General features: G+C 43.7%; 9 protein-coding genes and 1 pseudogene. 4 read left to right on the top strand and 6 right to left on the bottom strand.

The window, feature by feature from the left end:
- Positions 1-10 precede the first annotated feature (10 nt).
- Positions 11-3,325 carry a SusC/RagA family TonB-linked outer membrane protein gene (locus KG118_RS02340; protein WP_117711105.1) on the bottom strand — a complete coding sequence of 1,105 codons (3,315 nt, stop codon included), beginning with the start codon at positions 3,323-3,325 and terminating at the stop codon, positions 11-13.
- 298 nt (positions 3,326-3,623) lie between these two features.
- Here KG118_RS02340 and KG118_RS17405 point away from each other — a divergent pair.
- Both KG118_RS17405 and KG118_RS17400 read left to right on the top strand, forming a co-directional pair.
- A pseudogene (locus tag KG118_RS17405) lies at positions 3,624-4,241 on the top strand (BACON domain-containing protein); the annotation flags it as partial.
- 99 nt (positions 4,242-4,340) lie between these two features.
- Entirely contained in the window at positions 4,341-6,011 is a 1,671-nt protein-coding gene (locus tag KG118_RS17400) for a BACON domain-containing protein (RefSeq protein ID WP_369834555.1), read from the top strand.
- Here KG118_RS17400 and KG118_RS02330 read toward each other — a convergent pair.
- The 4 genes from KG118_RS02330 to KG118_RS02315 all read right to left on the bottom strand — a co-directional run bounded on the left by KG118_RS02330 (position 5,980) and on the right by KG118_RS02315 (position 11,342).
- Entirely contained in the window at positions 5,980-6,642 is a 663-nt protein-coding gene (locus KG118_RS02330) for an HAD family hydrolase (RefSeq protein ID WP_117711107.1), read from the bottom strand. The genes KG118_RS17400 and KG118_RS02330 overlap by 32 nt on opposite strands.
- A 54-nt stretch (positions 6,643-6,696) precedes the next feature.
- Positions 6,697-8,373 (bottom strand): glycoside hydrolase family 43 protein, encoded by a 1,677-nt coding sequence (locus tag KG118_RS02325; protein WP_117711108.1) that lies wholly within the window; start codon positions 8,371-8,373, stop codon positions 6,697-6,699.
- A 31-nt stretch (positions 8,374-8,404) separates the two neighbouring features.
- A complete protein-coding gene (locus tag KG118_RS02320) occupies positions 8,405-9,634 on the bottom strand; it encodes a DUF4861 domain-containing protein (RefSeq protein ID WP_117711109.1) in 1,230 nt (409 codons plus the stop codon).
- A gap of 106 nt (positions 9,635-9,740) precedes the next feature.
- Positions 9,741-11,342, bottom strand: a complete 1,602-nt coding sequence (locus KG118_RS02315; protein ID WP_213388341.1) for a glycoside hydrolase family 28 protein — start codon at positions 11,340-11,342, stop codon at positions 9,741-9,743.
- A gap of 343 nt (positions 11,343-11,685) precedes the next feature.
- Here KG118_RS02315 and KG118_RS02310 point away from each other — a divergent pair, with 343 nt between their 5' ends.
- Positions 11,686-12,543 (top strand): enoyl-ACP reductase FabI, encoded by an 858-nt coding sequence (locus KG118_RS02310; RefSeq protein WP_022218190.1) that lies wholly within the window; start codon positions 11,686-11,688, stop codon positions 12,541-12,543.
- A gap of 114 nt (positions 12,544-12,657) precedes the next feature.
- Positions 12,658-13,362 (top strand): SAM-dependent methyltransferase, encoded by a 705-nt coding sequence (locus KG118_RS02305; RefSeq protein WP_117711111.1) that lies wholly within the window; start codon positions 12,658-12,660, stop codon positions 13,360-13,362.
- Here KG118_RS02305 and KG118_RS02300 read toward each other — a convergent pair.
- Positions 13,328-14,446: a hypothetical protein gene (locus KG118_RS02300; RefSeq protein ID WP_117711112.1), complete on the bottom strand. Its 1,119-nt coding sequence runs from the start codon at positions 14,444-14,446 to the stop codon at positions 13,328-13,330. The genes KG118_RS02305 and KG118_RS02300 overlap by 35 nt on opposite strands.
- Between the last annotated feature and the right edge of the window lie 46 nt (positions 14,447-14,492).

The raw sequence follows: 14,492 nt of genomic DNA, 5'->3' as shown, positions 1-14,492 counted from the left end.
TATTTATTAATTAGAATGTAATGTTGACACCTGCTGTCCAAGAGAATGATTTGGGATATGCAGAGTAATCGGCACCCGGAGTGACACCGCTTGTCTTGCTGTTACGGATAGCTGAGTTCACCTCAGGGTCGTAACCGTCATAACCGGTGATGCAGAACAGATTGTTGAGCGTGCAGTACAGACGAAGTTGATTGCAAGCGAACTTTCTTGTCCAGTCTTTAGGTAAGGTAAAACCTACGGTCAGGTTCTGCAGACGCAGGAATGAACCGTCTTCTACTGCCCATGAGGTAGGTACAGGGTTATTGTCGGACATGGTAGTGGCAGACCAGTAAGAGGCATTGGCATTCATGGCTTTCAGAGTCTCATAATCGGTAATGATAGTACCGTTTGACTGATCCAGATAGGTCCATGCCCTACCGCCTAATGTTACAGGAGCCATTTCTGCACGGAGGTTGGCGTAAGAGTTACGGTAGGATTGAGAAGATACCATCTTGTCCATATTATAAACATCATTGCCTACCACAAAGTTGAAGTTGGCGGATATGTCGAACCATTTGTAGTTACCGCTTAAACCGAAACCACCGGTAAACTTGGGTTGGGTACGTCCGATGATTACACGGTCGCCTTTTTCTGTAATTTTACCGTCGCCGTCTTGGTCTTTCAGTTTCATAGCTCCCGGACGGAGACCTCCGTAAGAGCTTGCAGTTGTGTAGGTGTTGTCTGTAACGCCTTCTTTCAGGATATAATTCCCGGATTTGTCAAACTGAAATTGGGTCTTGCCGTTGTCATCTGTATAAGTGACAAAGTCATCTACGCCATATATGCCGTCATACACAAATCCCCATACAATGCCTAAAGGCTCACCTACGATTACGCGGTAGTCGTCGCGTCCACGCATATCCGAGGAGAATGCTCCGGAGTTGTACGACATGGATGATATGCCGTTTGCTAATTTGTCAACTTTGTTTTTGTTGAAACCGATGTTGAAATTAAAGTTCAAAGAGTAATCTTTCTTTTGAAGAATAGCTGCGTTCAAGCTCAATTCAACACCTCGGTTTGAGGTTTGGCCGATATTCTGTTGCATGGTCTTGTAGCCGATGGCTGTGATGCTTTGTTCTATGAGCAGGTCTTTAACTGTGTTCCAGTAATAATCAATGCTACCGGTAAGTCTTTCGTTAAAGAAGCCGAAGTCCAAACCGACGTTACGGGTAATTGTTGTTTCCCATTTCAAGTCGGGGTTGGCAAGCTGGTCGTTGTTCAATGTATAGTGAGGATTCTGCTCTTCACCGGCTCCATAGTATTTACCGCCGGAGTATGCCTTATAGCTGGTTTCGTACAGAGAATTACCGATACGGTTATTACCGGCAGTACCATAAGATAAACGGAGCTTCAAGTTGGACATGAACTCTTTGGCAGGTTCCATAAATGGTTCTTCTATTACACGCCATGCGAGAGCTGCGGCAGGGAAATATCCCCAACGGTTGCCTTTGGTAAATTTGGAAGAACCGTCCGCACGGATGGTGAAGGTCAATAGGTATTTGTCTAACAGACTGTAATTGGCACGTCCGAAGAAAGATATTGTCCTGTCTTCTTGTCCTAATTGAGAAGAAATAGTGCGTGAACCTGTAGCACCGGAATTGGCTGCCATACTTGCGAACATCTTTTCCGGAGTGATATCTTCTTGGAAGAATTTGCCGATAATTTCATTGCTTTCGCTGTTGGATGCCACATATTCTTGTCCTACCATGATGTTCACATCATGAATCTTGTTGAATTTTTGTTTCCAAGTCAGAGTGTGTGCTGCACGAAGTTTCCATGAGTCTTTCTTTTCCCATTCGCCCATTGGCAATCCTTGACCGTCTTGGACAGCTTTGCTGCTTCTTGGGCCATACCAGTCTTTTTGTTGGAAGAAGGTATAGTCGTAACCGCCTTCTGCACGATAGGTGAAGTTCTTTGTGATATTCCAGTTGATGGCTGCATTGAAGTTGTAACGACGCTCGTTCTTTCTTCTCCAGTAGTCGTTAACCTGATCTTTCAAGCTGCGTGTTGCGTTAACATATTCTTCATATTCTTCTTCCGGAAGCGTGCTCGGATCAATATCAATTTGGTCATACAGACCGTTTACAGGAGCTTTCATTAAAGCATCATAAGAACGGATTTTGTATGAGCCACCACCTGTACCCACACCTTTGGTTTCGGTATCGGCCAAGCGTGCGCCAAAGTCCAGACTTAGATTCTTGTATAGTTCATGCTTCAGTTTGAAATTCATATTGTAACGTCTGTATCCATTGTTCTCCATTAAGCTGTTGTCGTTGGCATAAGTTCCGCTTAATGTGAATTTGGTTTTTTCGCTACCACCGGTAATGCTGATGTTATGTGACTGAGACAGGTCGCTGTTGTCGAACATTTCTTCCTGCCAGTTGTGACCTTGTTGGTATTTGTATAAATCTAAGTCGCCATACGCACCATAACGTTCTTCAAAACCTCTGATGGCGGAAGCGCCTCTAAGAGCTTGACGCTCGTAATTGTACATGACAAACTGATAGGGGTTCATTACATCCAAAGTCTTGCGGATTGTTTTTCCTTGTACATATCCGTTATAGCTGACGGTTGTCTTTCCGCCTTTAGCCCCTTTAGTGGTGATTAATATTACACCGTTAGCACCTTGTGAACCGTAGATGGCGGTAGAAGCTGCATCTTTCAACACGGTGATGTCTTCAATATCGGTTGGAGCAATGTCGCTGATACTTGATACCGGAAAGCCGTCTACTATATAAAGAGGAGAACTGTCTCCGGTAATAGAGCCGCCTCCACGCACTTTGATAATCATTTCTGCATCAGGAGAGCCGTCAGTCGTTGTGATTTGCACACCGGCCAGTTTACCGGTTAATGCTTCGGCTGCATTGGTTACGGGAACTTTAGCCAAGTCGGCTCCTTTTACTGTGCTGACCGCACCTGTTAAGTCTTTCTTTTTAGCTGTACCGTAACCGATGACTACCACTTCTTCCAAGGCTTGTGCGTCATCTTCCAAAACAACATTGATTTGAGTTTTTCCTTTCAAGGCAACTTCCTGTGTTGTCATTCCCACATAAGAGATGACTAAAGTTGCATTGCCCGGAACACTTAGGGTAAAGTTACCGTCAATGTCAGTGATTGTACCATTACCGGTATTCCCTTTTTGGACTACAGAAGCACCGATAACGGTTTCTCCTGTCTTGTCTTTCACAGTACCTTTTACGGTTACATTTTGCGCTGATATACTAAGCGATATCATGGTTACTAAGAGGAATAGTAACGCCGTGCGCATGTTTTTCATTTTAGACATTCTTTGCATATTTGTTTATTAAAAAAGTGATTTTTCATTGTGTGTGTTCGTGCACACTGTTAATTCATCGATGCAAATGTAGATTAACGTGAAAAATGACTTGTGGAATATTTGTTTTTAGGTATGTAATTTTTGTTCTCTGTAATATTTTGTCACTTAAATCCTCTTGTAAATATGTTGTATAGCAGGAAACAAAGAAAAGGACAAGTTGAAAATCAAAAAGTACACATAAGGATGGGTAGGACTATATACATTTGCGAACTATAATTATAATACTAATAATTTAATACTATGCGATATGGATAAAAGCAAGTGGATACTATTACTGTGCTTTCTCTTTACATGGGGATGTAGCTCCGATTCGGAAGGGAAAGACTCAACAGATGTGACAACAGGGAAAATAGAAAAACTTATTGAACCGGTTACTTCAATTTCTGCTGACGGCAAAGAGGCGGTGTCTGTAACCTTTACAGCCAATAAAGCTTGGACTGCTAAAGCTGAAAAAACTTGGTGTACAGTAACGCCTGCTTCCGGGGAAACGGGAGGAGACATTATTCTTACCATTACAGCCGGAGAGAATGGCAGCTATGATGAGCGTAACTCTAAGGTGACCATCACTTGTGGCGATGCTGTAGAATACGTAACTGTCACACAAAAACAGAAAGATGCAATTCTGTTGACTTCCGGCAAGGTGGAGGTAAAAAGAGAAGGGGAAGAGTTTACTGTGAAGGTAAAAGCAAATGTGAGTTTTACAAGTGAAGTCAGTGAAGAAGACAGGGATTGGTTACGTCTTGTTACCCAAACACGTGCCCTCTCTACTTCTGTCTTAAAATTCGCAGCATCGGAGAATATGTCCGATGAAAAGCGTGAAGGCGCTATCACTTTCAAGAGCGGTGATTTGTTGGAGACGGTAACCGTTTATCAGGCAGGAAGTATCCCAACTATTGTACTGAATGAAACCAACTATAAGATACCTGCTGAGGGGCAGGATATAACAATAGAATTGCAAAGTAATGTGGAATATACCATTCAGTTACCTGCCGGTGTTGATTGGATTAGGGAAAAGCCGGCAACTAAAGGTATGTCTACTTATACCCATCACTTTACGGTTGATGCAAATGATGAAGATACTTCCCGCAGGGCGGAAATAGTCTTTACGAGTAAAAAGGGAGTTTCTGATAGTGTACGAATCGTGCAATACAGTTCTCATCCGTCAATGGAGCCGGTGGAGTTCGCCGCTTTCCCCGGTGCTGAAGGTCATGGAAAGAATACCGTAGGCGGTCGTGAGGGCAAGGTCTATCACGTCACCAGTTTGGAGGATGACGGTACAGAAGGTACGTTACGTTGGGCGTTAGGACAAGACGGGCCTAAGACAATTGTGTTTGACGTAGCAGGTACAATTCATTTGAAATCGGATATTAAAACTCAGAAAGATTATCTGACGATTGCCGGACAGACGTCCCCCGGCGGTATCTGTATCGCTGATTATCAGTTCTGGATTAATTCTAATGATGTTATAATCCGTTTTCTTCGTTTCCGTCCGGGAGATACCGGTGGAGCCGAACCTGATGGTTTGGGGGGAATGGACAAGAAAAATATCATAGTGGACCATTGTTCTATGAGTTGGAGCGTGGACGAATGCCTGTCGGTATATGGCATGGAGAACTCTACCGTGCAATGGTGCCTTGCAGCGCAGGCTCTGCACAACTCAACTCATGGTAAGGGTTCGCACGGTTATGGCGGGAACTGGGGAGGTAATCGTGCTTCTTATCATCATAATATGATTGCTCATTGCAAAAGTCGTGTTCCGCGTCTTGGTCCTCGTTCTACAACTCAGGAGAGTGAGTATGTTGATATTCGCAATAATGTTTATTATAACTGGTCGGGTGAAGGCTGCTATGGCGGTGAGAACCAGCATATGAATATAGTGAACAACTATTATAAGCCGGGGCCTGCCACTAACTCTGCCGGCACCAGCAAACGCACACGCTATCGCATTGCCAAGATTGGAGTGCGTACGACTGCGTACTGTCAGGATAAAGATGGTAATTGGAACTCTTGGCAGCCTTCGTTGCACAAGTGGGGTACATTCTATATTGATGGCAACACGGTGGAAGGATATGCGGATGTTACGGCGGATAATTGGGAAAAGGGTGTTTATGAGCAACAAGACAATAATGAAAAGGTCGATTATCTTTGGACGGACGACGTTAAGAAAGATATCAGAAAAGAAACGTTGGTTGTGGAGACAGGAGGCGTAACAACTCATTCCGCAACGGATGCCTATGTCAAGGTAATGGAGTATGTCGGCGCCTGCAATTACCGTGACGCCATAGATAAACTGATTTTGGGGGATGTGAAGAATGGGCTGGCTACTTGTACGGCTACCGATAACAGTGCCGGGCTCGGCTATATAAATACTCCTAAAGATATACTTTCTGCCTTACCGGAACTGAACGGAAATCCCTATCCGGCTTTGAAGACGGATACTTCCATTGATGTGACGGATACGGACGGTGACGGTATGCCTGATGATTTTGAAATAGAATTTGGTTTGAATCCTAATGATGCGAACGACGGCAACAGCAAGACACTTGATCCGGACATGAATTATACGAACTTAGAGATGTATTTGCACTATCTTGTGAAAGATATTATGAAAAAGCAGGTAGAAGGAGGTCTATAATATCTTCCGCCTTATCCACAATATAATCGGGACGGAATTCCTCCAATTCCGTCCGTGGGCGGAATCCCCAAGTTACTCCGCAGGAAGTGACGCCGGCATTGATAGCTGTCTGCATATCCACTCCGGAGTCGCCTACGTAGAGTACTTCTTCTTTATTTACTTTGGCAATGGTCAGAATGTCTTCTACAATGGTAGGGTCAGGCTTTACATTGACTCCTTCCCGTTGTCCGAAAACAGCGATGAAACGTATTCCGGGGAAATAGTGGGCTATCAGTTTTTGTGTTGCCGACTGATACTTGTTGGATGCAACAGCTATCTGTAGTCCCTGCAACTGTAGTTGCTCCAGTAGTTCGGGAATGCCGGGATACGGACGGCTTTTGTCTGCGTTGTGCACGTCATAATATGGAATGAATTCCTTGCGTATACGGAGTACGTTCTCTTCACTCTTTTCCCCTTCGGGAAGAGCACGCTCAAAAAGTTTATTAATCCCATTGCCTACCATAAAGTTATAGGCAGACTCTTCGTGGGTAGGATAACCAATCATGCTCAAGGCATGATTGGTGCTTTGTGCCAAATCGGCAATTGTATTAAGTAAAGTACCGTCCAAATCGAATATAACAAGTTTCTTCATTATTCTTATCTTATTGTTTCAGGCGCAAAGATACGATAATTCATCGAAAAACTGTTATTTCGTAATTCTGAACCAGTCTACATCTGTCCAACCGCCGTCGTTGGTGACAATAGCCGGACGAGTACAGAACATTCCTACCTTGGCGCCAATCCATTTACCTTCTTTTACTTGGAACGGCTTACCTAACGGTTGATACTTCTTACCGTCGAGGCTGTAGCTGAAATTACATAGTACCAAAAGGTCGTGCCCGCCTTCGCTCTTGGAAATCTTTTTTCCATCGGAGGTGAACTTGGCACGCAAGTAAATCGTGTTGTCTTTTAAATCGACGGTTCCGTTCACAGATTCGGGAGTACCTTTGTCTGCCTTGGGACAAGATACTTGGGATAATACCAAACCTTTGTCTGTATTCTCTAAAATCAGTCCGGCGTAGTCAAGGCCCATAACGACCAGTCCGGTACGCTCTCCTTTGTACTTCTCCGTAGGCTTGAAGGTCAGCTTCATGGTAGCGGTGAAATTGTTGGCAGGAGTTTTCTGTAACAATAAGTTGGCTACGTCCCATAGATTTTTGTACTCTTTGATAACAGGATAGGAGTAGAGGCGGACTATGCCTTGATCTCCTGCATAGTAAGCCCATTTTTCATTGATGTTGGCATGCCATTGCCACTGTGGGGAAAGGGTGTAGCCGTCAAACTCGTCACTCTCCTGCGGAGTACGGATGGGGTATGTTTTACCTACATCCGGCTTTTTATAAACCAGTACCGGGTCGCCACAGCCGTCACCGTCTTTGTCAATACCGATAACAGGCCAGTCGTTTACCCATTTCATGGGTTGCAAATGTACCAAGCGCCCATAAGCGCCGACATCCTGAAAGTGCAGGAACCAGTCCTCACCGGTAGGAGTATCCACCCATGCTCCTTGATGAGGACCATTGACTGGGCTATTACCCTGAGCCAGTACCTTTTTCCATTCGTAAGGACCGTATATATTCTTGGAACGGAGTACGACCTGCCAACCGGTGGGTACCCCTCCTGCCGGGTGGAAGATGTAATAATAATCTCCTCTTTTGTAAAGTTTGGGACCTTCACAAGTCTGGTGTGCTTCATGTCCGTCGAAAATGACGCGTGATTGCGTAATGGCTTTGGTGGCATCCGCATTCAGTTCGCATATGGATATGATACTTTTCAATCCGGCACGGCTTCCGGCGTAGGCATGTACCATATATACTTTTCCGTCTTCATCCCAGAAAGGGCATGTATCTATAATACCCTTACCCGGCTTTACGAGTACGGGGTCTGTCCACGGTCCTTTGGGATCTTTCGCTTTCACCATGAAAGCGCCTTGGTCGGGATCGCCCCAAAATATGTAGAACTCACCGTTGTGGTGACGAATGGCAGGCGCCCATACACGGTTACCATGTTCCGGACGTTCCGGTGTTTCAACAGGAGCGAGGGAGTAGGGGACGGCAGCGCCGATAATATTCCAGTTAACGAGGTCTTTGGAGTGCAGGATTTGCAAACCCGGCAGACAGTTGAAACTGGAGGAAGTCATGTAGAAATCCTCTCCCACACGGCAGGCGTCCGGATCGGAATAGTCTGCATAGAGTATCGGATTCTTATATTTACCGTTACCTTGGTCGGCCACCCATACCTCGGAAACATAATTCTTCTCTTGTGCTGTCAAGGGTAATGTGAGCAGCAGGCTGAGTCCTAAAAGTGCGCTTCTGGTTTTCATGTTACGATTTGATTCTTTAATGTTTAAATTTTTAATGTTCAATTTTTATCAGAACCGGATGTTGCAGTTCTTCTTTCCACTCGTGCATATGGGCAAACCATGTTTCGGGAGTAGGATAACCGAAAGTTTCCTTGCATGACGTGAACATGGTGTAGTGGCGGAAGCCTTTGCTGCCGGGGGCTGAAAGCGTATAAAGGAAATTATCTTTGTCTTTTACTTCTTTGCGGACGTATTTCTGCGGGATGTAAGTGGCGATTCCTATCGTTTCTTTTGCATATTTTACAGTGTCGTTTACGGGCCAGTGCCTTCCCCAACTGCCTACTAAACCTTTGTGATCGGATTCAGAGAGTGTTTCGTTACCCATAATATTTTGTACACCGGTACAAAAAACTTCATCTTTCAGCGGCTCATCAAAAAAGGTTTCTACAAGCAGATCGCGGTGGCCTGCATAAAGAATGTAACGGTTAGTCATATTCAGTTCTTTTCCTTGATACTCCCAGCCTTTTACCGCAACATCAACAATTGTGCGTATAGGGCCGTAAGCGAGAATACTTTCCGTGCGGAAGGCTATCGGTTCTATATGAGTCGCTTTTGTTCCGTTCCATCCTTTCAGAGCGCCGATGCCGCAACTGTTTCCCACCAGTAGCACATCATCGCCAAAACCACGTGCAAGCTGTTCATCATTAGGATAAAAACCGCTTTCTTGTATTTCCAACCCTTTGTTGAATTTGCCATAGGGGTCTATTGTTTGCTTTTGATTGAAATAAACGCGGTATGCAACCAGCTCCGACTCAAACATAGGCCCATGCCCATGCAGCATATTATAAAAATTGGTCGTACCCGGTACGGTGACTGCCTGTGTAGGAGCATGCTTCTGCTTCTTGGCATCTCGTATCAGCATTTCGGCAAAGACACGTGCCGGATAGGTCTTATCTGTTTTGGCGGAAGATAAGGTTACTGTCAGCGTCTCTTTGCTTTTGGCAGGAATATTCATGACAAATGCCAACTCATCAACTTTCAAATCACCGTCCAAATCATCCAGCTGTGAGGGTATCTCTTCATTACCGTTCATTACAATAGCTGAGCGAACACGGAAACCGGGTTGTAGGTCTTGGATTTTTAATACTATCGGAGCATCGATTTTATCTTTGCTCCATGAGTTACTTACTTCTACCGAGATAGTTTTGGTGCTTGTCTGTACTTGTGCGGCGAGAGTACTTGCGCACAAGAATAGAAAACCGGTTAAAAAGGGCGTTTTCATAAGGAATGTGTTTAATTAACTGTGGCAAAATTAAACTAAAAAGAGCAGACAGTTCTTTTTCTTTTGGCAAAAAAACTGTCTGCTTTGCGCTTATTGCTTATTGGGATTATTTGAAATCCAATATTTTTCCTTCTGCACCAATGGCGGAATACATCTTTCCGTCAACTTTCAGATTCTTGGCGTTTTTCACGTCCAATGTGTGCCCTTTAGTATCGATACGTATGTTTTCCAGTGCGACCCCTTCTGCTTGGCTGATGACAATGCCTTCTTGGGCGTCGTTGATGATTACATCTTTTACAGTTACATTCTTGATGGGCATTTCCGGCAATCCGTTGAAGAACATAGCACGTCCCGATCCTTTACAGATAATGTTGGAGATGTGAATATTGCGGAAAGAAGGCGTTTCGACAGTTACTTCGGGAACAGCTGTTTTCATACGGCCTTTCAAATCTTCTTCTGTTTCTTCACCGGCAGCTTTACCACCATAGAATAAATCGAACAACAAGGGTTCGTGAGGGATGTCAATCATGTGAATGTTGTGGATGTAGATGCTTTCTACGACACCGCCGCGTCCTCTGGTGCTTTTAAAACGCAAACCTACGTCTGTACCGAGGAACGTACAGTCTGTTACATAGATGTTCTTCACACCGCCGGACATTTCGCTGCCTACTACGAAGCCGCCATGTCCGTGCAGTACGGTGTTGTTCTTTACAATAACATTTTGGCAAGGTTCGCCGCGTTTGCGCCCGTCTTCATCTTTTCCGGATTTGATGCAAATAGCATCATCACCGGCGTCAAATATGTTGTTGATTATCAGTGCGTTTTTGCAGGATTCCAAATCTAAAGCATCACCGTTCTGCGAATACCAGGGATTGAATACCTTTACTTGGTTGATAGTGATGTGCTCGCATGACAGCGGGTGAAGACACCAGCTCGGTGAGTTTTTGAATGTTACCCCTTCCAATAAAACTTTTTTGCTCTTGACTATATTTAGTAATACCGGGCGTAGCCATGGACGTATTTCATTCCATTCTTCATCTGTTTCAATACCTTCAGGAGTGTTGAATTCTTTGCAGGCTAACGCTCCCTTCAATGAACCGGCGGTGGGATACCATATGGATTTGTCCACTACACCGCCCGACTTGACGAGGGCATCCCATTGACCGGCTGTGAGTTTGCCTTTCTTTACCGGACGCCAGCTGTCACCCGAACCGTCGAATACACCATAACCTGTAATTGCTATGTTTTCAGCATTGCGTGCTGAAATAGGAGATTGGCAACGGCGGGTATTCAAACCTTCAAACGATGTTTCAAGAATGGGATAAGCGTTAAAGTCATCTGTAAAGACAACTAATGCATTCTTTTCCGTATACAGATTGACATTACTCAATAACTCGATAGGCCCTGTCAGCCACAATCCTTCCGGAATCACTACTTTACCTCCGCCTTTTGCGTTGACAGCTTTGATTGCGTCATTAATCGCTTCTGTGTTTAGGGTAGTTCCGTCACTTTTCGCTCCGAACTGCAGGATATTGACTGTATAATTCGGAAACGAGGGCAACTCGACTTTTGGCATACTAAAAGGAAGCTCTTTATAGATACTTTCGTCTATAGGACTTTTGTATTGGGCATAAACATCATTCTGTACAGGCAGTAAAGCAAGAGAAAATGTGCTAAGCGTAAATAGTTTTTTTAATAATGTGTTCATTCGTGATACTATATTAATGAATTATGAATTGTAATTTGTGATTAATGAATTAAGCGGCATTTTCAGAAAGACTTTCATCCCTTTTTTATTATCCTCTCGTAAGCTGCCCTCGCGAGTGGCCTACGAAAGAAATAATAAATGATTCATGTTAACCTAATTCTAACCTTAAATAAATATTATGAAAAAACCTCTTAATTACTACGTTGCAAAAATATCGGGCTTTAGCTGAAAAGATGTGTACTAATTGTTGGTTTTGGTGTATTTTTTGTGGTTTTAGGCTTTTCTTTGTGTGCTTTCGGGGTTTTTGCACTATCTTTGCAGCTCAAAACTTATTAAAAAAGGTATGAGTTACAATTTGTTGAAAGGAAAAAGAGGCATTATTTTTGGTGCTCTGAATGAGCAGTCCATTGCCTGGAAAGTAGCAGAAAAAGCAGTAGAAGAAGGTGCAACTATCACCTTGTCCAATACACCTGTCGCAGTGCGTATGGGTGAAGTTTCTGCATTGGCTGAGAAGCTGAATTGCGAAGTTATCGCTGCAGATGCTACCAGTGTAGAAGATTTGGAGAATGTATTCAAACGTTCCATGGAGGTGTTGGGCGGTCAGGTTGACTTTGTCCTCCATTCTATCGGTATGTCTCCCAATGTACGCAAAAAACGTACATATGATGACCTGGATTATGATATGTTGGGTAAGACGTTGGATATTTCAGCTGTTTCTTTCCACAAGATGATACAGGCTGCCAAGAAGATGAATGCTATTGCCGAATATGGTTCTATCTTGGCATTGAGTTATGTAGCTGCGCAACGTACGTTCTACGGTTACAACGATATGGCAGATGCAAAAGCACTGTTGGAATCTATCGCCCGCAGCTTCGGTTATATCTACGGACGCGAACACAATGTGCGTGTCAACACCATTTCACAGTCTCCTACCATGACTACTGCCGGTTCAGGTGTAAAGGGTATGGACAAGTTGTTCGATTTTGCCAACCGTATGTCTCCTTTGGGCAATGCTTCGGCTGATGAATGTGCAGATTACTGTATCGTAATGTTCTCCGACCTGACCCGTAAAGTCACCATGCAGAATCTGTTCCACGACGGAGGTTTCTCCAGCGTAGGTATGAGTTTGCGTGCTATGGCCACTTATGAGAAAGGTCTGGATGAATATAAGGACGAAAACGGAAATATAATCTACGGATAAGAGAAACAAAGGTGTTAGGGTGATAAGGTGGTAAGTGATGGCAGGATATTTCCAACATTTTACACCCTATCACTCTATTACTTTCTCACTCTTCCATTCTATCACTTTTTTTACATGGAAACAGCTCTTTATTTATTACCTGTTACTTTGGGCGATACTCCGGTTGAAACAGTACTACCTTCTTATAACAAAGAAGTGATTTTGACTATCCGGCATTTTATAGTGGAGGATGTACGTTCGGCACGTCGTTTTCTGAAAAAGGTAGATAGGGAAATAGATATCGATTCGCTTACATTCTATACGCTTAATAAGCATACATCACCGGAAGATATTTCCGGATATTTGAAGCCTCTTGAAGCCGGCAATTCGATGGGGGTGATTTCTGAGGCCGGATGTCCGGCTGTTGCCGACCCGGGAGCGGATGTAGTGGCGATGGCACAACGTAAGAATCTGCGGGTTATTCCTTTGGTAGGTCCTTCTTCAATTATATTGTCGGTCATGGGCTCAGGTTTCAACGGACAAAGCTTTGCCTTTCACGGCTATCTGCCGATTGAACCCGGAGAACGTGCTAAGAAGCTGAAGGCATTGGAACAACGTGTGTACAACGAACATCAAACTCAGCTTTTCATAGAAACTCCTTACCGCAACAATAAGATGATAGAGGATATTTTGCATAACTGCCGTCCCCAAACCAAACTCTGTATCGCTGCCGATATTACGTGTGAAAGGGAATATATCAAAACTAAAACAGTGAAGGAATGGCAGGGAAAAGTTCCCGATTTATCTAAGATTCCTTGTATTTTTCTCTTGTATAAATAATCTCTTTTATATGTTCGTATTCAGACTCGAAGCAACTGCTGAAGAAGTTTCGATGAAGATTATGTTCTATTTGTTGGAATGTCCAAAGCTTTCCGCCTTTAAACTTTTTATTGCATAAGATGGAATCATCATCCAAATCAAGAGTGAATAGATAAATCAGACGGTTGGTTACTTCATTCTCAAAGTGATATGTAAAGTTGAAATGCAGGTTTTGCAGAGGAGCTGTCGGTAGTGTTTTCAGCAATACACGTTTTACGCCTTGCTCTAAGGTCTCACCATATAATAAGTAGCTTTCCATTAATATATCCGTTTTTCCTTTGTCGAGTATACTGCATTGAGGACGTGGTAATAAGAATAGCATGCCATGTGATGCTACGGTGATGCGGATAACAGGATTGATATAATCATTTTTTCGGTTGATGGCCTCCGATGCTATTGCTTTTCCTATGACATCTCCTTTTTTAGTCACTATGGGGACGAATACGGTGTGTTTCATCACCTTATTGAAATAGTAGATGCCGAACTGGTTGAACAAGATGCTCAGTATAAATACGCAGGGTGGGAGGATGCGGAATAAAAAATGGCGCAACGTGTCACTTAGCGGGTGACCGAACAATATGGCAAGTGATATGATTAGAAAATGAAAGAACCCGATTAGCAGCAGCACGCGGGCGGATACTATTGCGGCTTCGGCTCCTTGTGCAAAGAACTGTTTACAGCACTTATGGGTCTGTGCTTCGTGGTAATTCAGGAAACGCCTCCTGTTCAAGAAGATGATAAGCGGTGGAATGATGGCGCTAATTTCCAAGGTGAACGGAAACATCGCTTTCGGACAATAGTCGGTGGCGAAAAGTGATGTTATTGTCAGTAACAGTAACATTCCTGTCGTGCAGTATAGTATGATTTGAGGGATATGCGAGCCTTTGCGTTGTGACATATAGATACTGGATAGCACCCCTACACCTGTACCGATATAGATGGCTATGTCTTGCATTATGAACTCACATAATATAATGGATATAATGACGGGGATATATCCCAGAGACATATTAAACTTGGATGATAGAACTCTTTGCTTGCCCATTACTACGCTATTTTGCCGTTTCCTTTTTAACAAACGGCTTGTATAA

Origin of the sequence: Bacteroides propionicigenes (assembly GCF_018390535.1) — a bacterium.
GTDB lineage: Bacteria > Bacteroidota > Bacteroidia > Bacteroidales > Bacteroidaceae > Bacteroides > Bacteroides propionicigenes.
Note: the sequence above shows the minus strand (reverse complement) of the source record. Positions and strands in the feature narration are given on the sequence as shown.

What these genes read in the sequence shown, in the direction of transcription:
- KG118_RS02340 (WP_117711105.1), bottom strand. Translation starts at nt 3,325, where the DNA reads ATGTCTAAAATGAAAAACATGCGCACGGCGTTACTATTCCTCTTAGTA.
- KG118_RS02330 (WP_117711107.1), bottom strand. Translation starts at nt 6,642, where the DNA reads ATGAAGAAACTTGTTATATTCGATTTGGACGGTACTTTACTTAATACA.
- KG118_RS02325 (WP_117711108.1), bottom strand. Translation starts at nt 8,373, where the DNA reads ATGAAAACCAGAAGCGCACTTTTAGGACTCAGCCTGCTGCTCACATTA.
- KG118_RS02320 (WP_117711109.1), bottom strand. Translation starts at nt 9,634, where the DNA reads ATGAAAACGCCCTTTTTAACCGGTTTTCTATTCTTGTGCGCAAGTACT.
- KG118_RS02315 (WP_213388341.1), bottom strand. Translation starts at nt 11,342, where the DNA reads ATGAACACATTATTAAAAAAACTATTTACGCTTAGCACATTTTCTCTT.
- KG118_RS02310 (WP_022218190.1), top strand. Translation starts at nt 11,686, where the DNA reads ATGAGTTACAATTTGTTGAAAGGAAAAAGAGGCATTATTTTTGGTGCT.
- KG118_RS02305 (WP_117711111.1), top strand. Translation starts at nt 12,658, where the DNA reads ATGGAAACAGCTCTTTATTTATTACCTGTTACTTTGGGCGATACTCCG.
- KG118_RS02300 (WP_117711112.1), bottom strand. Translation starts at nt 14,446, where the DNA reads ATGGGCAAGCAAAGAGTTCTATCATCCAAGTTTAATATGTCTCTGGGA.